This window comes from Tellurirhabdus bombi, from assembly GCF_021484805.1.
In the GTDB taxonomy this organism is placed as follows: domain Bacteria; phylum Bacteroidota; class Bacteroidia; order Cytophagales; family Spirosomataceae; genus Tellurirhabdus; species Tellurirhabdus bombi.
Genome location: NZ_CP090557.1, coordinates 1,141,238 through 1,162,368 on the forward strand (window position 1 = coordinate 1,141,238; position 21,131 = coordinate 1,162,368).

Annotated in this window: 24 protein-coding genes and 1 tRNA gene; 15 read left to right on the forward strand and 10 right to left on the reverse strand. The window is 48.2% G+C overall.

Annotated elements, in window-relative coordinates:
- Positions 1-77: 77 nt before the first annotated feature.
- Positions 78-545 (forward strand): nuclear transport factor 2 family protein, encoded by a 468-nt coding sequence (locus L0Y31_RS04845; protein ID WP_234736007.1) that lies wholly within the window; start codon positions 78-80, stop codon positions 543-545.
- Here L0Y31_RS04845 and L0Y31_RS04850 read toward each other — a convergent pair whose 3' ends face one another.
- The gene (locus L0Y31_RS04850) at positions 546-1,364 is read right to left on the reverse strand and encodes an enoyl-CoA hydratase-related protein (RefSeq protein ID WP_234736008.1); all 819 of its coding nucleotides are present in this window, start codon (positions 1,362-1,364) and stop codon (positions 546-548) included.
- Between the two features lie 119 nt (positions 1,365-1,483).
- Here L0Y31_RS04850 and L0Y31_RS04855 point away from each other — a divergent pair, with 119 nt between their 5' ends.
- The gene (locus L0Y31_RS04855; RefSeq protein ID WP_234736009.1) at positions 1,484-2,581 is read left to right on the forward strand and encodes a T9SS type A sorting domain-containing protein; all 1,098 of its coding nucleotides are present in this window, start codon (positions 1,484-1,486) and stop codon (positions 2,579-2,581) included.
- A gap of 60 nt (positions 2,582-2,641) precedes the next feature.
- On the opposite strand, the gene accD is transcribed toward L0Y31_RS04855, so the two are convergent.
- The 3 genes from accD to L0Y31_RS04870 all read right to left on the reverse strand — a co-directional run bounded on the left by accD (position 2,642) and on the right by L0Y31_RS04870 (position 4,978).
- On the reverse strand, positions 2,642-3,484 hold the full coding sequence (accD, locus tag L0Y31_RS04860) for an acetyl-CoA carboxylase, carboxyltransferase subunit beta (RefSeq protein WP_234736010.1): 843 nt from the start codon (positions 3,482-3,484) through the stop codon (positions 2,642-2,644).
- Between the two features lie 94 nt (positions 3,485-3,578).
- On the reverse strand, positions 3,579-4,277 hold the full coding sequence (locus L0Y31_RS04865; protein ID WP_234736011.1) for a DNA alkylation repair protein: 699 nt from the start codon (positions 4,275-4,277) through the stop codon (positions 3,579-3,581).
- Positions 4,274-4,978 carry a polysaccharide deacetylase family protein gene (locus L0Y31_RS04870; RefSeq protein WP_234736012.1) on the reverse strand — a complete coding sequence of 235 codons (705 nt, stop codon included), beginning with the start codon at positions 4,976-4,978 and terminating at the stop codon, positions 4,274-4,276. The genes L0Y31_RS04865 and L0Y31_RS04870 overlap by 4 nt, the downstream gene beginning before the upstream one ends.
- 202 nt (positions 4,979-5,180) lie before the next feature.
- On the opposite strand from L0Y31_RS04870, the gene L0Y31_RS04875 reads away from it, so the two are divergent.
- From L0Y31_RS04875 to L0Y31_RS04910, 8 genes are all read left to right on the forward strand, one after another.
- Positions 5,181-5,480 (forward strand): hypothetical protein, encoded by a 300-nt coding sequence (locus L0Y31_RS04875; RefSeq protein WP_234736013.1) that lies wholly within the window; start codon positions 5,181-5,183, stop codon positions 5,478-5,480.
- Between the two features lie 436 nt (positions 5,481-5,916).
- Entirely contained in the window at positions 5,917-6,168 is a 252-nt protein-coding gene (locus L0Y31_RS04880; protein WP_234736014.1) for a hypothetical protein, read from the forward strand.
- A 347-nt stretch (positions 6,169-6,515) separates the two neighbouring features.
- Complete coding sequence (locus L0Y31_RS04885) at positions 6,516-7,256, forward strand: glycosyltransferase family 2 protein (RefSeq protein ID WP_234736015.1); 741 nt, start codon at positions 6,516-6,518, stop codon at positions 7,254-7,256.
- A 204-nt stretch (positions 7,257-7,460) separates the two neighbouring features.
- Positions 7,461-8,534 (forward strand): NAD-dependent epimerase/dehydratase family protein, encoded by a 1,074-nt coding sequence (locus tag L0Y31_RS04890; protein WP_234736016.1) that lies wholly within the window; start codon positions 7,461-7,463, stop codon positions 8,532-8,534.
- A 123-nt stretch (positions 8,535-8,657) separates the two neighbouring features.
- A complete protein-coding gene (locus L0Y31_RS04895; RefSeq protein WP_234736017.1) occupies positions 8,658-10,352 on the forward strand; it encodes a hypothetical protein in 1,695 nt (564 codons plus the stop codon).
- Positions 10,342-11,295: a glycoside hydrolase family protein gene (locus L0Y31_RS04900; protein ID WP_234736018.1), complete on the forward strand. Its 954-nt coding sequence runs from the start codon at positions 10,342-10,344 to the stop codon at positions 11,293-11,295. The genes L0Y31_RS04895 and L0Y31_RS04900 overlap by 11 nt, the downstream gene beginning before the upstream one ends.
- A gap of 1 nt (position 11,296) precedes the next feature.
- A complete protein-coding gene (locus L0Y31_RS04905) occupies positions 11,297-12,262 on the forward strand; it encodes a glycosyltransferase family 2 protein (RefSeq protein ID WP_234736019.1) in 966 nt (321 codons plus the stop codon).
- A 7-nt stretch (positions 12,263-12,269) separates the two neighbouring features.
- Complete coding sequence (locus tag L0Y31_RS04910; RefSeq protein ID WP_234736020.1) at positions 12,270-13,049, forward strand: glycosyltransferase family 2 protein; 780 nt, start codon at positions 12,270-12,272, stop codon at positions 13,047-13,049.
- Positions 13,050-13,104: 55 nt separating this feature from the next.
- On the opposite strand, the gene L0Y31_RS04915 is transcribed toward L0Y31_RS04910, so the two are convergent.
- Entirely contained in the window at positions 13,105-13,503 is a 399-nt protein-coding gene (locus L0Y31_RS04915) for a hypothetical protein (RefSeq protein WP_310587135.1), read from the reverse strand.
- Between the two features lie 98 nt (positions 13,504-13,601).
- Here L0Y31_RS04915 and L0Y31_RS04920 point away from each other — a divergent pair, with 98 nt between their 5' ends.
- Together L0Y31_RS04920 and L0Y31_RS04925 are read left to right on the forward strand one after the other, a co-directional pair.
- Positions 13,602-14,570: a YheT family hydrolase gene (locus tag L0Y31_RS04920; RefSeq protein ID WP_234736022.1), complete on the forward strand. Its 969-nt coding sequence runs from the start codon at positions 13,602-13,604 to the stop codon at positions 14,568-14,570.
- Between the two features lie 45 nt (positions 14,571-14,615).
- Positions 14,616-15,569, forward strand: a complete 954-nt coding sequence (locus L0Y31_RS04925; protein WP_234736023.1) for a D-2-hydroxyacid dehydrogenase — start codon at positions 14,616-14,618, stop codon at positions 15,567-15,569.
- 7 nt (positions 15,570-15,576) lie between these two features.
- Here L0Y31_RS04925 and L0Y31_RS04930 read toward each other — a convergent pair whose 3' ends face one another.
- The 5 genes from L0Y31_RS04930 to L0Y31_RS04950 form a co-directional block, all read right to left on the reverse strand.
- A complete protein-coding gene (locus L0Y31_RS04930) occupies positions 15,577-16,455 on the reverse strand; it encodes a MerR family transcriptional regulator (protein WP_234737120.1) in 879 nt (292 codons plus the stop codon).
- Between the two features lie 87 nt (positions 16,456-16,542).
- A complete protein-coding gene (locus L0Y31_RS04935; RefSeq protein ID WP_234736024.1) occupies positions 16,543-17,196 on the reverse strand; it encodes a carotenoid biosynthesis protein in 654 nt (217 codons plus the stop codon).
- A 67-nt stretch (positions 17,197-17,263) separates the two neighbouring features.
- A tRNA-His gene (locus L0Y31_RS04940) sits at positions 17,264-17,339 on the reverse strand.
- A 100-nt stretch (positions 17,340-17,439) separates the two neighbouring features.
- The gene (locus L0Y31_RS04945; protein ID WP_234736025.1) at positions 17,440-18,054 is read right to left on the reverse strand and encodes a superoxide dismutase; all 615 of its coding nucleotides are present in this window, start codon (positions 18,052-18,054) and stop codon (positions 17,440-17,442) included.
- Positions 18,055-18,119: 65 nt separating this feature from the next.
- A complete protein-coding gene (locus L0Y31_RS04950) occupies positions 18,120-18,557 on the reverse strand; it encodes a nucleoside deaminase (RefSeq protein WP_234736026.1) in 438 nt (145 codons plus the stop codon).
- A gap of 114 nt (positions 18,558-18,671) precedes the next feature.
- On the opposite strand from L0Y31_RS04950, the gene msrB reads away from it, so the two are divergent.
- The 3 genes from msrB to L0Y31_RS04965 all read left to right on the forward strand — a co-directional run bounded on the left by msrB (position 18,672) and on the right by L0Y31_RS04965 (position 21,087).
- Positions 18,672-19,076, forward strand: a complete 405-nt coding sequence (gene msrB, locus L0Y31_RS04955) for a peptide-methionine (R)-S-oxide reductase MsrB (protein WP_234736027.1) — start codon at positions 18,672-18,674, stop codon at positions 19,074-19,076.
- A 107-nt stretch (positions 19,077-19,183) separates the two neighbouring features.
- Positions 19,184-20,479: a D-alanyl-D-alanine carboxypeptidase/D-alanyl-D-alanine-endopeptidase gene (locus tag L0Y31_RS04960; RefSeq protein ID WP_234736028.1), complete on the forward strand. Its 1,296-nt coding sequence runs from the start codon at positions 19,184-19,186 to the stop codon at positions 20,477-20,479.
- A 212-nt stretch (positions 20,480-20,691) separates the two neighbouring features.
- Positions 20,692-21,087, forward strand: a complete 396-nt coding sequence (locus L0Y31_RS04965) for a T9SS type A sorting domain-containing protein (protein ID WP_234736029.1) — start codon at positions 20,692-20,694, stop codon at positions 21,085-21,087.
- Positions 21,088-21,131 lie beyond the last annotated feature (44 nt).

Below are 21,131 nucleotides of genomic sequence, written 5' to 3' on the forward strand. Positions count from 1 at the left end.
AAATCTGATAGAAATTAACCGGTTTGAAACGTGAATCTGCTAACTTGACTCGCAGGTTCACGTTTTTATTTTATCGGATGAAAAAAGTACTCTTTCTTTTATTTTCCCTAACCTCGTTCACGGCTTTTGCCCAAAACAACGACGAGAAGGGCGTTCAGGCGGCGATTGACCAGATGTTCGATGGCATGCGAAAAGCCGACACCACTCTCTTTAAGTCGGTTTTTATTCCTACCTCCACACTCATGAGCGTTGGAAAAACCAAGGACGGTCTGACGTCAGTGAGGCAGGAATCCATCCCGCAGTTTGTGGCTTCGGTCGGCAAGCAAAAGCCCGGTGCCCTCGATGAGCGGTTATCTGGTTACGAGATTAAAATCGACGGAGAACTGGCCACTGCCTGGACGCCTTATACTTTCTATTACAACCAGCAAAAAAGCCACTGCGGTGTCAACGCGTTTACGCTGGTCAAGATAGAAGGGAAATGGAAAATCCAGAACATTATCGACACCCGCCGGAAAGACGGCTGCCCGGATTTACCCAAGCCTTGATTATTCCCCCAACCAGTTTGGGGGCCGCTTTTCCAGAAAGGCGGCCATGCCTTCCTTAGCGTCGGCCGTCTGCTGAATTTGCCGGAACTGCTCATGCAGGTAAGCCTGCTGTTCCGCCCGTGGAATGGCTTTCAATTGTTGATACGCCCGTAAGCCCGCTTGCATGGCCGCCGGAGAGTATTTTTTTAGATCGGTCACCAACTGACTGACAGCCGCATCCAGATCTTCCTTTTTCACGAATTCGGTCACCAAACCCAGTTGATGGGCTTCCGAAGCCGACAGCGTCCGGGCGCGCAGGCACAAATCCAGTACGGTCCGGGCAGGCATGATTTCCAACAAACTAGCCATCACCTGAAACGGAAACAGCCCACGTTTGACCTCGGGCAAGCTAAACGTCGCGCTTTCTGCCGCTACAACGTGCGTACAACCGCCAACCAACAGGAATCCCCCCGCATACACCGGCCCCTGAATACGACCAATGCAAGGCTTGTGCAGCCCCGCCATAAGCTCGCCGAGTTTTACGGGCTCCGCAGGTTCCGGCACGGTTGTTGGTTCTACTTCACCATTGGAAAGGCTTTTCAAATCCATTCCCGCACAGAATGTATCTCCTGCCGCCGCTAATACGATCAGCCAGACGTCTTTTTCATGATGCGCATACGTCAACGAAAAAGCCAGTTCATTGATCAGCGTTGGGTTTAAGGCGTTCTTTTTTTCGGGACGATTCAAGGTGACGGTCAGTACATGATCTGCCAGCGTAGTTTGCAGATACCGTAAGGAATACGTCGAAAAAGCAGCGGTTTGATCGGGGGTGTAAAGCATAGCCAGGATATAAACTACCAAACAATAAATTGCAGCAAAGAAAGGACTTCTTCGTATATAAATATACGCTTTTTCGGCGTTTAGGGTCTGTAATCCGCGCACACTTCCCTGTCCTCCTTATGAAATATCCCTTTACGTTGCTGGTGTTGCTGGCTATGGCGAACCACGCATTTGGCACCCATATTCTAGGCGGCTATATTCAGGCAAAGCGTGTTTCGCCGACCAACCTCACTTTTGAATTTACGGTAAATCTGTTCACGGATAACGGTGCCGTTGCCAGTTCAGAACAAACCATTAGATTATGCACGGGAGAGGCCAACAAAACGGTGGTAGCAGATCGCGTCGAACATCGGTCACTTGACCAAATGTCTTCAATAAATATTTATCGCATTACCTATACGTATCAAACTCAGGGAACATATACGATTGCAGCCAGTCTTACCAATCGGACATCGGGTGCTCGTAATCTGAGCAATGCAGAAACTCCTTTTTATATTCAAACCACGTTTTCTACCGCCGTTACCAACACGACACCCGCCTTTGCCTACCCGGAAAATGGATTTAAAGCCACTACCCAGCAGGCCGCCCGTTTTAACCTGAAAGGAGCGGATACTGAGGGCGATAGTGTTGTTTATTCCGTTACCCGCCCAAAGCTTGCCGAGTGCACCCAACCGGAATTCCTGCTGCCTAGCTATGTTTTCCCCAACGACGTCGCACGGCGAGGTACCTTTAAAATTGATCTTCAGGGGGTTCTTGACTGGAATGCACCGACGGAACAGGGGCGTTATGTTTTTGCGGTCGTTGCCGAAGAATGGCGGAATGGCCAGAAAATCAGCGAAACTCTTTTTGATATGCTGCTGATTGTTGAAGACAGGCCAGGGGGAACTCCCGGAACCATTCCTCCGTATGAGCCTGTTGCCAACCAGCCGCTGATTACCGGCACGCAGGAAGAAGTAAGCGATGGCGAGGTGTCTATTCTGGCTTATCCGATTCCGGTTCAGGATCGGCTTCATATCCGACTGAAAAGCCCGCAACCTTCGATCGCGCGGATGCAATTATTCAATGTACAGGGACAAATGGTTAGGGAGATTGATCTGGTCAATCCCAGTCATGAACACGAAATTTCGCTGGATACGGGGCAGTGGGTGCCCGGAACGTACTTATTGAGGACATATACGCATGGGAAAACGTATACGCACAAGGTATTGAAGCGTTAAAATAAAAGGGTCCTTAGCCATCCGATGGTATTCAATCCAGATGGTTAAGGACCCTTATTATTACTGAAGCATTCCGAACAAACTGGTTAGTTTGTCTTTCAGATCTTTACGGTCGACAATAAAGTCAAGAAAACCGTGGTCGAGTACGAATTCGGCACTTTGAAAGCCTTCCGGCAGGTTTTTTCCGATGGTTTCACGAATGACGCGGGGCCCGGCAAAACCAATCAGGGCATTCGGCTCGGCAATGTTGAAGTCGCCCAACATGGCATAGGAAGCCGTTACTCCGCCCGTTGTTGGATCGGTTAGCAGCGACACATACGGAATTTTAGCTTCCGAAAGCAGCGCCAGCTTGGCCGATGTTTTGGCCATTTGCATCAGCGAAAAACCAGCTTCCATCATCCGCGCCCCACCTGAGCGCGAAATCATCAGGAACGGCTTCCGGGTTTCGATGGAATGGCTGATGGCCCGGGCAATTTTTTCGCCCACAACCGATCCCATTGATCCACCAATAAACGTAAAATCCATGCAAGCCACCGTGACCTCCAGGTCATTCATTTTGCCGTAAGCAGTCCGGACAGCATCGTTCAAGCCGCTTTTGGCGATGGTTGCGCGCACTCGCTCTGGATAAGGCTTTGAATCAACAAACTTCAGCGGGTCAGCCGAGGTCATTGTTGCGTCTAGCTCCGTAAATTCGTTATCGTCAAATAAAAGAGCAAAATAAGCTTCCGAACCGATCTTTTCGTGGTAGCTGCAATGCACACACGTATACGCGTTTTGCTTGTGTTCGCGTGTATGCATTACTTTTTTGCAGTTCGGACACTGGTACCACAATCCGTCCGGAGCTTCACGCTTCATCTCCGTGGGCGTGTTAATACCTTTTTCTTTTCGTATAAACCAAGACATATTTTCGGGAGGCAGCCAGCAGCTTTTTGGGACTGTTGTTACTGCGTTGTAGTCAAACGAGTTGTAAATATACTAAGAAAATAAAGTCAGACACTTACAAAACCAGATAGTACTTCCGGCGCGCGGGGTCAAATCGCTCAATGGCATAGCGTAAAGCCGTGCGGGGCAACTGCCGAATGTGGTCGTGCAGAAACTCTTCCAATGCCTCCGGGTTCTTTTTTCCAACTTCGCGCAGCATCCAGCCAATCGCTTTATGAATCAGGTCGTGCTGGTGCGCAAACAAACTTTCGGCCAGGGAAAACGTGTCGAAAAACTGTCCTTTTCGGATGAAAGCCAAGGTAGAAATCAGCGCAATCCGCTGTGACCAAAGGTGGTTTTCCTGCGCCAGTTCATACAAGATTGTCCGATCTTCGGGCAGCAAATAATTTCCAACAATTTCCGGGCAGGACGTGTCGACCAGATCCCAATTATTGATGAATTTCTTATTTTTCAGGTAATAATCCAGAATCTGCTTTCGTCTGGCCTGCTTTGCTTTTTTGGCTTGGTTGGTCCAGATAATTAGCGCGGTCAACCGGCACTCGTGATAAGGGTCCTGGACTAATTTTTCAATTTCTTCGTCCGCCAGCGAAATGTACTTCTGGGCAATTATTCGTTGCTGCGGCACCGTCAAACCCAAAAAAAGATCGCCTTCCCCGTACTGGCCGGGGCCGGTTTTGAAAAATCGCTGGAGTATAACGGCCCTGTCTGAGTCCGCCAGCTTTTCCAAGTCGGCTTTAACTTTCTCGTAGCTCATGCAGTCAATAATTCATTTATGCGGATGGGCTGGTAATTGTTCTTTTTCAGATAGTCCAGCAGTTCGTCCAGGTAGAGGTATAATTTGTCTGTCCGGGCGGGATCAGTACCAATATGCATCAATAAAATAAAACCATTGAGACCCGACGGAGCCTTTTTTTCAAAATCATAAATCGACTGCAAAATAAGGCGGCTCGAACGGTAGACCTTGTCGTTGGGTGTGGTGTAATCGGCATGGGAAAGCGTCCCGGGCGTATAATTAATGAGTTCCAGGCCTAGCTCTTTGGTCCAAGTGGCAATGGTGTTGTTATACCATTCATAAGGCGGCAGGTAAAAACGAGCCTGGGATTCCCTGACCTTAAAGCGCTGCATCTCCGTGTAATTACGGAGCAGATCGGCTCTAAATTGCTCCCGATTGACTAACAGACTATCGCGCTTACGCCAGTCGCAGTAGAGCAAATGCTGGTCGGAATGAGCGCCCAAGTAATGCCCGTCTTTTTTCAGTTCCTGAATGATATTCTGAAAAGCAGGATTCCGGTAAAAGCGCCCGGTCAGAAAAAAAGACGCTTTGATCTGGTGTTTCCGCAGCACTTGCCGGATGCGTTCGCCCCCGTCGGCAAATTCATCGCCGGTAAAAACCAGAGCAAGCTGCGGGGTGCTGGTATCGCCACGAATTATGGCTCCCCGGTGATACAGCCGCATTTTTTTTGAATTATTTGCAATCACCCGTGCAACTTCGATTCGCTTCCTTGCATCTTTCCCTTGATTGCGGTTTTGGAGCGGCATAATAAACCCATACAAGAACTGCAGAAAAAGCAACCAGACTGTCAGCATATAGGAAAACGATTACGTTCGACCAATAGTGATGATGAATTACAGAAGCAGTTGGACTTATTGCACCACAATGGCAACACCGTTATCTCAGTATGTTGTTGAGCTAGAAAACGCGGGCTACTCGGGCTGGGTTGCCTACCGGGAACCGGCACTAGCACTGCGCTTTGCTTACGAACGCTCGTTGAACAGTGCCTACATTTACATTCCGGGCGACGATCAGTGGGCTTCTTACTGCCGGAGCGCCGGAGCCAAACCTGCTGCCGAGCGTCGGGCTGAAATACTGCAACGCATTGCCACCGAGGTAAAAAAACTCCAAACGGCCGCCGCGGTTGTGCAAATTAATGATTTCGGCATTGAGTTGCTGTTCTGATTCCTCCTTTCTTTTCTCAAAGACCTTTCCCGGAAAAATACCATTAATAGACCGAAGAAGCGAAGTAGCGTCAAGCGTACTGTGTAAACAGAAGCCATTGACTAAAACGGACTTTGGGTTACAAAATCAAATAGTTGGCGATAAAGTAATTAATTACGATTACTTAATGCACTCGCTATCCCAAGAGTAAGTGTCTGTATTAGCGCTCCATTTTAGCTTACCGAAAAAGCTACTAGCTTATCTATCCAGTTATGGATCAGCAATTTATCATACACTCTAGTAGTGGTTCTGTCTTCTCCTTCTGCGTTTCTACTTCTGAAAGTACCTACTTTTTAAGGCTTGCTGTCAGGTTTCAGCATCAAAGTATTTTCTTACGTCTATTGGCTAATTACCCGGTAGACTTTAATTTTGTATTGACTTTGTAAACCGTATTTAGATGAAAAGCCTTTTGAGCAAAGGATTGCTAGTTGTTTCCATTATTTCGCTAGCTTCTTGTGATTATCAGAAATACAATACCATTCGCCAGAAAGATTATCGCGCAGGCGACAAATATGTTTATGGCCCTGGTAAAGATTCAGCCGCAGTTCAGTCAAAATATACATACACCGCACGCCCTGAATTAGAGCAGCGTACTGCCAAAATTCGCGAAAAATTGTTTGGCGCTACGGCAATAGCAAAAGGCAACTAAGCTGGTGTGATGTTACTTTATAGAGAGCGCTGCATCTCATAAGTTGTAATCAGAGAATCTAATTTTGTATAGCGCTGGATGACTAGCTTGAAACCTGGTCATTTATTGCAGTTTAGTGGGGGAGGTTCGTGTTGCTTATCCGGCAGTTTTCGTTAACTACTCCTTTGCTTCTCTGTGTTAAGCTAGTTATGAAAATGCCAGAGCACCTTACCCGCTGCTAACAACCGGAGCCGCTCCGCCGCCTGTTTGCTATACGTCTCATTATTTATAGTAGAAATCCCACGGCATGTCTACTCCATTTAGTACACGACGTTCATCGGGTTTCCTCACAACCTAAGCTTTGGCACATGTATAACGGCAAGAAAGCAGTGGTGGTGTTGCCTGCTTACAAGGCAGCATTGACTCTGGAACGCACCTACCGTGAAATCCCTTTTGACCTTATCGACGACGTAATTCTGGTCGATGATGCCAGTCCTGATAATACCGTAGAAGAAGCCCGTCGTCTGGGTATTCGCCACGTCATTCGGCACGAGACGAACAAAGGATACGGCGGCAACCAAAAATCATGCTACCGCAAAGCCGTCGAGCTAGGCGCCGATCTGGTTATCATGCTTCACCCTGACTATCAGTACACCCCTAAATTAATTACTGCTATGGTCAGCATCATCGGGAATGATTTGTACCCGGTGGTATTTGGCTCCCGAATTTTAGGAAAAGGTGCGTTGAAAGGCGGTATGCCCATCTACAAATACGTTGCCAATCGCTTTTTGACGCTGGTTCAGAACCTACTAATGAATCAGAAACTGTCTGAATACCACACGGGGTATCGGGCGTTTTCTACAGAAGTGCTCCGCAATCTGGACTTTTCACACAATTCCGATGACTTCATTTTTGATAACGAAATGATCGCCCAAATTTTTTATAAGGGCTACGAAATCGCTGAAGTAACTTGTCCAACCAAGTATTTTGAAGAAGCATCCTCCATTAACTTCCGACGAAGCAGCATTTACGGCTTAGGTGTACTGAAAGTGTCTCTCTTTTACCGGCTTACGAAGTGGGGAATCATGAATTGGAAGGTCTTGAAATAGTCCATTCGATCAACCTTTTGTCTTGATCCGTTACTTCTAACTAATTTTGTATATTTTAGTGAAAGGAAAAAGGCTTACACAAAGTTAGCGTAACTTTGCAGCGTTTATTGGATGCGCTCCAAAAGCACTCTTCTGAGAATGGTGCAATTTCGCATTTGATTTAGTACATCCTGAAATTTTTACTTCTAATAAAAAAAGTTCATTATGGAAGTTGCCTTAATAACGGGCTCAGCTGGGTTAATCGGTAGTGAGTCAGTAGCATTCTTCGCCGATAAGTTCGATTTGGTTATTGGCGTTGATAACAACCTGCGTCAGTATTTTTTTGGCGCTGACGGGTCAACCGAATGGAACCGCAACCGTTTGCAAGATACGTATTCGAACTACAAGCACCACACCGCCGACATTCGTAAGGTAGAAGAATTAGAGACTGTATTTAAAGAATACGGCTCTGATATTAAACTGATCGTTCACGCAGCTGCGCAACCTAGCCATGACTGGGCCGCCCGTGAGCCATTCACGGATTTCTCGGTTAATGCAACCGGTACGCTGAATATGCTGGAAATGACGCGCCTTCACGCTCCCGAAGCCGTCTTTATCTTCACTTCTACCAACAAGGTTTATGGGGATAATCCTAATTTCCTGCCGCTGATCGAAACAGAAACGCGTTGGGAAATTGACGAAAATCACCCGTATTTCACCAACGGTATCGATGAATTCATGTCAATCGACCACACAAAACACTCGTTGTTTGGTGCGTCTAAAGTAGCTGCCGACATTCTGGTTCAGGAATACGGCCGGTATTTTGGCATGAAAACAGGGGTTTTCCGGGGCGGCTGCCTAACCGGGCCAAACCACTCGGGCGCTCAGCTACACGGTTTTCTATCATACCTGATGAAGTGCTCCATCACGGGCCAGCACTACACCATCTTTGGTTACAAAGGCAAGCAGGTACGGGATAACATTCACAGCTATGACCTGGTAAACATGTTCTGGCACTTCTACCAGAACCCTCGCGCGGGCGAAGTTTACAACGCGGGTGGTGGCCGTCACGCCAACTGCTCTATGCTGGAAGCCATTGCCGTCTGTGAAGAGATTTCAGGCAACAAAATGAACTACAGCTATTCGGATACTAACCGGATTGGTGACCACATCTGGTACATCAGTGACTTGAGTAAATTCAAAAACCACTATCCAGACTGGAACTGGCAGTACGATTTGCGCCAGACTTTAGTGCAAATTCACGATAGCATGGCCCAGCGCTTGCTAGCCCAAAAATAAATCATAGAAAGCAAGCTAGATGTATTGGCTACCCTTTAGTGGCTGGTATGTCTAGCTTGTGTTTTTTCATGTAATTTACTATTGTCCAGCTAATTACTGATTCTTAGAAGAAAGCAATTCATTATGTCTTTACTGAATTTCATTCGGTCTTCTACTTTTTGGGAATTAATGGGTTGGCTCGCTTTTGCACTCGTTGGCGTAATGTTCATTGCCAGCGATTTCCGACGAACATTGGCCCGCTGGCAACAAATTACCCTGTTACTTGCTCTGGTTGGTTTGGTTTTTTTAAATCGGCTTCTCCTCCTTCTATTCAATCTCGAATTAAATCCAGACGAAAGTCAGCTGCTGTCACAGGCGATTACCTTGTTTCATCATCCTATCTACTGGAAGTCTACAGACGGAGCAACTATGGGTCCTTTAAGTTCCTATTTTGCTTCGGTTCCTGCTTATCTGGGCTTTCCGCTGGATTACATCACGCTTCGCTGGAGTGCCTTCTTCTGCATCGCAACAGGTCTGGTTACAGGCTATTTCACCCTGGAGAATTTTTTCGGCGCGCGCACGGCCCGACTTGCTTTATTTCCAGCGGCAGCTTTTTTGAGTTTCACGCAGCATTTTGACTTTTTACACGCCACCAACGAGCAGCTTTCACTAGCGCTGCTGGGTATCTGTTTCTGGATGTACTCCCGCATGTGGCGCCAGCAAGCGTATGATTCAGTTCCGAAGTTGTTTTTGCTCAGCTTTGTAGCCAGTATGGTTCCTTTTGCCAAGTTGCAGGGAACGCCCATTGCCCTTGTCATTATTGGAATTACGTTTCTTGGTATTCTGGAACAATACCCAGGCATGAGGCCCGGCCAATTCTGGTGGGCTTTCAGCAGTTTTATAGTTGGAGGGCTTGTTTTTCCTATTTTTGTGCTGTTGATGACGTTCAAATTTAACGTCTTCGACGATTTCATGCATTATTACTTTCTGGCCAATTTTTCGTACAGTGCCGGAGGGAGTTTCTGGTCTTACCTCAGCAACTTTCCGGCTTTTGTGGGCCGCACAACTGATTTTCTTTTCTTTGTTCTCCCTACCTTCGTGCTGTTTATTAGCTGGGCTGTCTTTTCCAGACAAGGCCATAAAAGAGTATTCCTCTTTACCTTAGCCTCAATAATGGCCAGTATGTACTCCGTTGTTAAGCCGGGTAATGAATTTATCCATTATTTGCTTTATCTGGTTTTTCCGATTTCTCTGTTAAATGCCTGCCTGCTCGATAGCCAGCGGGCTCCCGTTTACGGCGTTGCCTGGGTTGCTCTGGTCTTTGTGTTAACTGCCGTATGCGTTGATAGCCAATTTGATGACTTCGAAAGGAGTTTTGCCAGCCAATACCGTCGCGAGCCATTGAGGCACCGGCATCCACCAGGCTCACTTATTTCTAATGAGATAAAAAAATATGCCAAAGCAGGCGAATATTTAGTGGTCTGGGGCTGGGCACCACGCTATAATGTAGAAACCCAGATGCCACAGGGCGTTTGTGACAACCACACGATCCGGTGCGTTCTTGGTGACCCTAAAGAGCAACTGATTCACCGGGAACGGTATATCCGCAATCTCCGGACAAGCCGGCCACCGATTTTTGTCGATGCGGTTGGCCCTAATTCTGTGTGGTTGCAGCAACGGGAAGAACACGGTTATGAAACCTTCCCCGAGCTAAAAGACTTTATCAATAAACATTACCAGTACGCTGGAGAAATACAAAAAACACGCATTTACGTCCGCACTGATCGCTACCTGGAATCAGTGAGACCCATCGCAATTAGAACCCCCTATGTGGATTAAAAAAGGAGTTGTTTATAAAACAGATGGTTCAAAACCATTCAGCCGCACGCACGCCCAAGTACCCTTTGCCTTTCCTATCTACCAAGGCGATTCCGTCGAGCGTTTACGGGTTTATTTCGCTACCCGCGACGAAAATCGGTCTTCCTCTACGTCTTTCGTTGAATTAGACCCTAACGACCTGAACAATGTGATTTATGTGCACGACCAGCCCTGTCTGACCAAAGGTGCCATTGGCATGTTCGACGAAACGGGTGCGATGCCATCCTGGTTTTTGCAACGTGGCGACGAAATCTGGTTGTATTATACGGGCTGGAACAAAAGCGAAACAGCCTGGTACCGGCTTGGCATTGGCCTGGCCGTCAGCCGCGATGGTGGACTGACGTTTGAGCGCGTGCATGATGGGCCGCTGCTCGATCGTTCTATTTACGACCAGGTTTGGGTGGCTCAACCCTGCGTTTTGGTGGAAGATAAGCCCGATGGAACTTCTCACTGGCAAATGTGGTATCTTTCTTGCACGAAGATCGAAGTCATCAACGGACACCCCGAGCCTTTCTACAATGTGAAATACGCCGAATCAGAAGACGGTATTCACTGGAATCGCACGGGTACTGTAGCGATTGATTATGACGAGTTTACAGACGCAATCGGGCGTCCGGCCGTTATTAAGGAAGACGGTTTGTACAAAATGTATTATTCCTACCGGAATGCAACGAATTTCCGGACAGACACGGCTCAAAGTTACCGGATTGGTTACGCGGAGTCTACGGATGGTATTAAATGGGAACGCAAGGATGATCTGGCGGGCATTGACCGGTCAGAAGATGGGTGGGATTCGCTCATGATGGATTATGCGCATGTGATACAGCTAAACGGCAAAACCTACATGTTCTATAACGGAAACGGTTTTGGCGCTTCGGGATTTGGGTATGCGGAAAAGCAATGAAATGATTAAAGTTAGCGTCAACATAGTCACCTACAACCAGGTTCGGTTTATTGCCGAAGCCATTGAAAGTGCGCTGAATCAGGAAACCACGTTCCCGTACGAAATCATCGTAGCCGATGATTGCTCGACGGATGGAGCGCGGGAGGTTATCGAGGCATACCAGAAAAAATACCCGGATAAAATTCGCGCCATTCTGCACGAGAAAAACCTCGGCGGGGCGGGCAAATTCAACGCCATCAGTGCCATCGAAGCCTCACGGGGTCAGTATATTGCCACGACCGATGGGGACGATTATTTTACCAGCCCTCATAAATTGCAGAAACAGGTTGAATTTATGGACGCTCATCCAGAGTGTTCTACTTGTTTTCATAATGCGCAGATTATTTGGGAGGATGGTAGCTACGCGCCCGAGCTGGTTAACGGTCCGGAGCAAAAGTTAATCTCGACGGTTGAAGACCTGGTTGGCGAGGATGAAGTCTGGTTTATGGCTACGTCGAGTGTCATGTTCCGCAATGGTCTACTGACGGATTATCCCGATTGGTTTTACGAATCCAAGAGCGGCGATATTCCCCGGTACATCTTGTTGGCAAAAAAAGGCAAAATTGGCTATCTTCCTGACGTAATGTCGGTTTACCGCAAAAACCGCGATGGCGTTAGCTTTACAGACCACCGTTGGGATGCCGACTTTCTGTACAATCGCATCGGTATGTATGAAGGCATCAACCGCGAACTGGATTATCGTTTTGATCGTGTACTGCGGAAAAACATTGCCCGGTATTACCGCATGATGTTGGATTCGAAGCAGTATGAAGGCCGTTATTTTCCGCGGGCCAGCATTGCCCTCAAGTACTTGAATCTGGGACGTCCAAATTGGCACATCACCAAAGAGATCGTCCGGGATTATCTGGTTCCAGAATCATTGTTAAAAGTTTACAGCGCCATCCGGTTGCTTCCACATCGTAATTGATTGCACTATGAAACTAAGTGTCGTTATACCCGCTTACAACGAAGAGGAGTCGATACCCGAAACACTACGTACGCTTTACCAAACCTTATCGAAGCACGGTATTCCGCACGAAATCTGTGTAACCAATGACAACTCCAAAGACGGTACCCTGCGCGTCCTGGACCAGTTATCGCTCGAAATTCCAACGCTGGTGTATTATACCAATCCGGGTCCTAACGGGTTCGGGTATGCCGTGCGTTACGGACTGGAGCGCTTTACGGGCGACTGTGTGGCCGTTTTTATGGCCGATATGTCGGATGATCCGGAAGATCTGGCGAAGTTCTATTTCAAAATGCTTGAAGGCGATTACGACTGCGTATTCGGCTCGCGATGGGTTAAAGGGGGTCAGGTTATTGACTATCCCGAACTGAAAAAATTCATCAACCGCATTGCCAACGCCATTATTCGCCTCGTGATCGGCATTAAATACAACGATACCACCAACGCGTTTAAGCTCTACAAGCGTGAAACGATGGAAGGGTTAAAACCCTTTCTCTCGCCGCACTTCAACCTGACCGTTGAGCTACCGCTAAAAGCAATTGTTCGCGGTTATAACTACGCTGTGGTGCCCAATAGCTGGACAAACCGGAAGTACGGCGAATCAAAGCTGAAAATCAAGGAGATGGGAAGCCGCTACTTTTTCATTTTGATGTACTGCTTCATCGAGAAATTTTTCTCCCGGGGCGATTACCGCAAGAAAGTTTCCGCTGGTTCGGGCGGTGGCGCAACTACCGTTAAAGCGTTATAAAACACAGCGCTCACCCTCAGACTTGAAAACCAAGAAGGCGGTGAGCGCTGCCTATTTATTTCCCGATAAAGCCAGAAAGCTGGTAGGTCGCCAGCGTAATAATAACACTCCACCAGGCGGCGCTCATCAGCATATAGCTAAAGATGAGTCCTCGGTTTACCCGGAACGATACGGCCAGAATAGTTCCTCCGATGGGAGTCAGCAAAATCGGCGTCAGGAACGCGATTCCAATCATTCCCGACCGCTTCCAGATTCGTACGGCCAGGCGGGTCCGGCGGGTAAAACGCTTGGGCGTTGCCGGTTTGAAACGTCTCCACAAAGTCTGCAAAAGCTTTCCGGTATACGTTACCAGTATTACACTCATCATCATGCCCGAAACCGTGCACACACTGGTTTCAACCCAGCTCAGACCCAGTGCCAAGCCTGATAGTGGCCCACCAACAAATTTCAGCATACTCGCTGCAACAACCGATATGTACTTGGCAAATTCCATGCAATCAATTCCAAACCATTGCTAATATAACGAGGTTATAGCCAAGAGTTTTCATAAACATGCCTATTATTCAACGATCTGCTTATCCGGGTTCGCCTCGCTATCTTTACAACGGTCATCTTCAGACCATTATCCCAAGCGCGCTCCGAAAGATAGCTGGCGTCAATTATGAGCGTGAGCGCCTTGTTCTCGCGGACGACGATTTTGTTGACCTGGACTGGCTCGATCAGAAAAGCCGCCGCCTCGTTTTGATCACACACGGACTGGAAGGTGATTCGCACCGGCATTACGTAAAAGGCACTGCCCGTCTATTTGCCCAAAACAAGTGGGATGTCCTGGCCTGGAATTGCCGCTCGTGCAGTGGCGAAATGAACCGGGCATTCCGGCTTTACAACCACGGCGAAATTGGTGACATTGGCGAAGTGCTTGCGCACGCGCTCCGTACAAAACACTACGAAGAGGTTGTGCTTGTTGGGTATAGCATGGGTGGCAATATTATTCTCAAATACCTGGGAGTTCACGGCAAAACGATCCCGGACGTTATTAGCCGGGGCATTGCCGTTTCCTCACCAACTGATCTGGGGGCCAGCGCCCGCCTGCTCGACCTCCCTTCCAATAAGTTTTACCGCAATCGGTTCATGAAAAAGCTGCTTGTTAAAATGAGTCAGAAGGCGAATTTGTTTCCGGGAACACTGGACATGACCAAAGCGGCCCAGGTGCGGCTTTGGCGGGATTTCGATACTTTTTTCTCCGCGCCCCTGAATGGGTACCGCGATGCCGATGATTTCTACGAGCAGGCTTCTGCACTCAACTACATGACTGGTGTTTCGATACCTGCCCTGTTGCTGAACGCCCAGAATGACCCGCTTCTTTCGCCGGAGTGTTCACCGGAAGGACTGGCGGCTACGCACCCGCACATTTACCTTGAAACACCCCGAACAGGTGGGCACGTTGGTTTTGTGGTGCGTGGCGATGAGCATACGTATGCCGAGCGGCGCGCCCTTGAGTTTGTTACGTCTAAATTTTAAGAATGTCAGGATTGTTGTAATTTCCCGCCCTAACCTCCACGAAGCATGAAACTTGTTTATCTTGATGCCTACGCCCTCAATCCCGGTGACCTGGATTGGGCAACCCTCGAAGCCTTGGGCGATGTAACTTTTTACGACCGGACAGCGCCGGACCAAATCGTAGAACGGGCCAAGGATGCCGACATGCTGCTCGTCAACAAAGTCCGGATGAATCGGGAAACGTTGGCCCAGCTTCCGAATCTGCGGTATATCGGTGTAACGGCTACGGGCTATGACATCATTGATGGGCAAGCGGCCCGCGAACAGGGCATCACGGTAACCAACGTAAAAGGGTATAGTACTGAATCGGTGGCGCAGCATACGTTTGCTCTGCTTCTGGAATTAGCCTATCGCACGTCCGTACATGCCTCCAGCGTTCAGCGGGGCGACTGGGCTAGCAACCCTGATTTCTGCTACTGGAAAACGCCACTGGTTGAGTTGGCTGGCAAAACCCTAGGTGTAGTCGGTTTTGGTGACATTGGACGCCGGGTGGCCGAAATTGGCCGGGCTTTTGCCATGAACGTTATCGTCAATCGCCGCCACACAGCCGATACGCCACCCGAAGGCATTCGTTACGTGGACATCTCTACGCTTTTTGCGGAAAGCGATGTAGTTAGCCTCCACTGTCCGATGACCGCCGAAAACAAAGGTTTTGTGAATCAGGAACTATTGGCTAAGATGAAGAAAACGGCTTATTTTCTCAATACCAGCCGGGGCGGTCTGGTTACTGAAAACGACCTGGCCGAAGCACTCAACAAGGGAACAATTGCCGGTGCCGGACTGGATGTCCTGACGCAGGAGCCCCCTTCTAGCGGCAACCCATTGATTGGCGCGAAAAATTGCGTACTGACTCCGCATATTGCCTGGGCTAGCTTCGAAGCACGCCAGCGTCTATTGGCAATCACGGTGGAAAACATCAAGGCTTTTCTCGCGGAAAAGCCGCAGAATGTAGTTAATTAACTAGCGTTCAGGCGCTGACAATATGCCTTAGATCTTCCAGATTATTGATGATTGTCGCGTTCTCTGGCAACACAATGTCCTGTCCTACCACCTGATAACCAGTTAGTAGTAAATGGGCATAAGGGAAGGTTTTGGCTATTTTGTTAACGTAGGGCTGGACTTCACTGTTACTCGGTGATGTGGTGATCGCGGTAAGAATAAAGTCGGGCTTATGCACGTTACAGGCAAATTGTAACTCATCGAAAGGCAAATTCTGACCTAGATAAATAACTTTATTCTCCCGCGCCCGAATGATGTAATTTGCAAACAGGAGCGTGATCTCGTGCATTTCACCTTCAGGAAGATAAAGCAGGTATTTCTTTGCGTCCGAATGCTGGTTGCGCGCTTGCCCATCGATCTCGGCAATGAGTTTTTGCCGGATCAGGTTCGTGATAAAATGCTCCTGCGCGGGTCCAATTGAGCTTGTGACCCAAAGCGTTCCGATGCGGCTCAGAAAAGGATAGATGACATATAGCATCGTATTTTCAAAGCCAAACTGCTGAATGTTGGTGCTGATGAGGTATTCAAAGCGATCTTCATCCAGATCAATCATGGAGATCGCCAGGGCGTGAATCTGGTCGGGGTAGTTCAGTTTTCGATCCGAGATCGCAATCACCTCACGAGTCAGTTCTTTGATACTTAGCTTCGCGATTTCGGAGATTTTGTAACCATGATCTTTTAACAACGAGATGTTCAGTACCATCTTCAAATCCTGGTCATTGTAGGTCCGAATGTTCGTATCCGTCCTGCCCGGAGACAGAATATTATACCGCTGTTCCCAAATACGAAGCGTGTGCGCCTTGATTCCCGATAGCTGCTCTAAGTCTTTTATTGAATACCCACTCATTGTAAGCTGCCCCATTCTACTTGCTCATCTTGCGTACTAAATTACAAATATAACCGCTACGGATTACGTTTGTTTAATGAAGCGCCGCTATAGATTAAACAAAATACTGGCTATAAAGAAAAAGAACTGCAAAAGTAGCAAAGGCATAGCCAGGCGATTGTCTTTCCGAAAAGGTAACCCATACCAGATCGACATAAGCACCAGCGATACAATCCACCAACCCAGATAATTCCGAATGGGAATGTCGGCACCAAACCAGTTCCAAAAGTCAAGCTGAATGGCTACAGGCTCAATCAGGAGGTCCAGCAAAACCATTAACGAAGCGGCGAAGATTGCTTTCAGATAAACCGGAAAAGGCAAACGGTCACAAACAACACCGCAGCAGTACGTCAGCATAAGCCAATTACAGCCAATCAGTAGCGGCACGTCCAGGAATTTGATGCCTAAGGTAGGCCCGTACTCATAGTTCCCGAATACAAATCCTGTCTTAACGCCTAACACCTCTACCCAGAAGCCAACGAGCCAGGTCAGGACGCAATAAAAAATGAAAGGGCGATTCCAATCGGGATGAAAAAGCAGCAGCAAGGCAAGAGAGACCAGCAAATTGACCGGAACCAACGACCGGAAAAGCGGCGACGAAACGGGAAGTTGCAAACCGATTGCACCGGAAACGTAGGCCAGTATCAAAAAAATGACTACCGGCCGGTAGTAACGTGCCGAAGTAAGTAGACCATCAGGCATTGTGAATCGCAAAGAAGATCCGTATTACTTAATAAAAAAGCCCTGCTGAAAAACAGGGCTTTAAGGAGGGAGAATGATGGGTCTCGAACCCACGACCCCCAGAACCACAATCTGGTGCTCTAACCAACTGAGCTACAATCTCCGTGTATTTGAGCTGCAAAATTAGCGAATAATGAATAAAGATCAAGAAAGTAGAAAGATTTTTTTGCTTTTCCTTATTCATTACTCGCGTGCTCCTGCTTCTTAGGCCGCTTTTGCCTCTTGGTAGGCTTTATCAGCAGCGTCCCAATTAACTACATTCCACCAGGCGGCGATGTAGTCAGGGCGCTTATTCTGGTACTTTAGGTAGTAAGCGTGTTCCCACACATCCAGGCCCAAAATCGGTGTTCCTTTCTGATCAGCTACATCCATCAACGGATTGTCCTGATTTGGCGTTGATGTAACGGCTAGTTCGCCGCTTGGCGTTACGATTAACCACGCCCAGCCCGAACCAAAACGAGTTGTTGCTGCTTTGGCGAACTCTTCTTTCAGCGTGTCGAATGAACCAAATTTCTCAGTGATTGCTTCAGCTAGTTTGCCTGTTGGTTGACCACCACCATCTGGCGACAGCAGTCCCCAGAAGAACGTATGGTTCCAGTGTCCTCCGCCATTGTTCCGAACCGCCACGGGATATTTGCTTACTTCCGCCAAAAGCTCTTCAATTGACTTTCCTTCCAGATCTGTACCGTTTACAGCGTTATTCAGGTTCGTCACGTAAGTTTGGTGGTGCTTACCGTGGTGAATTTCCATTGTTTGTTTATCAATGTTCGGTTCCAGCGCATCGCTGGCGTACGGCAAAGGGGCTAATTCAAAGGCCATAATGTGAATGAATTTAGATTATACATAGTGAAGTCTGTCAACGGGCTTAACACCAGCTTTTTCATTTATGTTCTCAGACCTTTAAAAAACTTCATCAGCAACGCCAAACTTTCGTCGGCCAGAACGCCAGAAATCAGATTGGTTTTCGGATGGAGCGGGGAAGGTTTTAAACGCGAAAAACCACGTTTGGGGTCGGGTGCACCCACCACAATACGGCCCACCTGCGCCCAGAACAGCGCTCCAGCGCACATAACGCAGGGTTCGAGGGTTACATAAAGCGTACAGTCTGTCAGGTATTTAGAACCCAAGTGCTGCGCCGCCGCCGTTATAGCCAGTAATTCGGCGTGGGCAGTTACGTCGCCCAGGCGCTCGGTCTGGTTGGCGGCTTTAGCAATAATCCGATTTCGGCAAACTACCACCGCCCCGACCGGAATCTCTCCTTCGTCGCCCGCCTCCTCGGCCAGTTGCAGCGCCATCGCCATGAAATAATCGTCGGTAAGCATAGGCGCAAAACTAGAAAGAAGGTCACACAGATTCACACTCTTGTCCCGGAAAACCTATCTGTTACTATCTGTGTTATAACTGTAAAGGTTACATTCAATAATTTTGCCCGAATAATGATTGATAAAGTCATAAAATCAGATGAAGAATGGCGGCGTATTCTGACGCCAGAGCAATACCGCGTCACGCGCCAGAAAGGGACCGAACGCGCCTTTACAGGTGAATATTGCGAGAGCCACGACCCTGGCATTTACCAATGCGTTTGCTGCGGTACCGACCTGTTCGAGTCCAAGAAAAAATTTGAATCCGGCACCGGATGGCCAAGTTTCACCGACCCACTCGATCCAGAGCGGATTGCTTACGTAAAGGATTTCAGCTACAGCATGTCACGCGTTGAGGTTTTGTGCGCGGTCTGCGATGCCCACCTGGGACACGTTTTTGAAGATGGCCCACCGCCGACGGGTTTGCGGTATTGCCTGAATTCCGTGTCTTTGAAATTGAAACGCGAAATCGAAGCTTAAGCGCGACGAAATTGCTCTTTGCCGGATAATAAGCTGAGGGCTCAATCTTTGAGGTTGAGAAAGCTGGGTAACCGTTGAAATTCCCGCTTTCCTGTTACTTTTAAGGCATGAGACTCTTCAGCTATATCTGGATTTTTTTGTTCCTCTTAACCGGTTGCGCTACCTACCGGCCCATCCAACGCGAATTGCTGCGTCATCCCGCGCTGGCCGACCATTTCACGGGCTTTGCGCTCTACGATTGGGAGAGCCAGAAAATGCTGGTTCAGCACAACGCCGACCGCTATTTCACACCGGCGTCTAACACCAAATTATTTAGCTTTTACGCGGGTCTAACGACGCTCAAAGATTCCATTCCTGCCTTGCGGTATGTTGTTCGGGGTGATTCCATGATTATCTGGGGTACGGGCGATGGCTCTTTCCTGAATCCTGATCTGCCCAAAACCGCGGTCTTGCCTTTCTTACAAAATCGTCCAGAGAAGCTTTTTTTGTCCTTTACGAACTTCAGCGGAAACCGGCTCGGATCGGGCTGGGCCTGGGATGACTACAACGATTATTACTCGCCGGAAGTAACGCCGTTTCCCCTGTATGGCAACATTGTTCGGTTTTCGGCGCCCAATCGCAGCTCCCAGTTGCTAGCGGCTCCGTCTTTCTTTCAGGACAGCCTAACCCCCGTTTCGCGGCGCCCTACCTCCCTGAATGTGCAACGCGATGAATTTCGAAACCAGTTTGACCGCCCCCACGCCCTGGTCATCTCAGGCGAACGTTTGTTTCGGCAGGATGTACCCTTCCGCTGGTCGCCGGGTTTGGCGGCTCAATTGCTGGCTGATACCTTGAACCGCACCGTTGGCCTGGCTGATATTCCGTTTGATCGGTCGGCCAAAACGGTCTATGGTTTACCGGCCGATTCACTTTACAAACGCATGATGCAGGTTAGCGATAACATGCTCGCCGAACACCTGTTATTACTTGCTTCTTCCACGCACGACACCATTAGCACGACCTTTGCACTGGAAAAAATGATCCAGAATCAGTTAAGTGACCTGCCCGACCGACCAATCTGGGTTGATGGCTCGGGACTTTCGCGGTATAATCTGTTTACCCCGCGTTCGCTGGTTGTTCTGTTGCAAAAAATTTACCGTACCATTCCTGAAGAGCGCTTATTCAACATTCTGGCTGCGGGTGGACGCAGTGGTACCATTCGCAGTGGATACAAACCGGGGCAGCCTTATGTTTTTGCCAAGTCTGGTTCTATGAGCGGTGTTTACAACCTGAGCGGTTATCTCATTACCAAGAAGGGAAAGCTGCTTTTATTTAGTATGATGCACAACAGTTTCCCGCGCCCCGTCTCTGAAATGCGGAAGTGGACTGCTGCTTTTCTGACCGAAATTCACGAACGCTACTAATTTTCTCAAAACCGTTCAACACTTCATCCATTCGGGTAACCACTCACCCGCAAGAACGACCGCTAAAGTACTATGCATAGCAAGGTACTATTTAGGCTGCTACCTTTGATTCATCAAACAGCCACTAAAAAGGCTGGCCGAGTCAAACCAGACTCTATTAGAACAGTAAACAACAACACATCTTAAAAAACAACTTTAAACAACATACGACTATGAAATCGCTCATCGCTTCCTTAATCATTGCTTTCGCTGTTACCACTGCTTCTGTTGCTGCCGATAATCACAACAAGCCAAACCGCCCTGCCAAGGCTTCCATGACAACAGCCGTTTATCCAAATGTAGACGCCAATAAACTACACGTCATTGTTGATAAGTCAGAAGGCCATACAGCTAAAATTCGTCTGATTGACGCTAAGGGGCACACACTTTGCATCCAGAATGTAGCCAAGTCTACTAAAGTAACCCACGCCACCTTTGACGTAAGTAGCTTGGCCGACGGAACCTACCAGGTTGAAATTACGGACGGAACCAATAAAGAAGTTAAAGAAATTACGCTAAAAACGACGCAACCTACAATTACAGTAAACCGCGTCATCGCCATGCAGTAAGCTAGTTTATTGACTATACTACACCAAGCAAAACGCCCCGAACT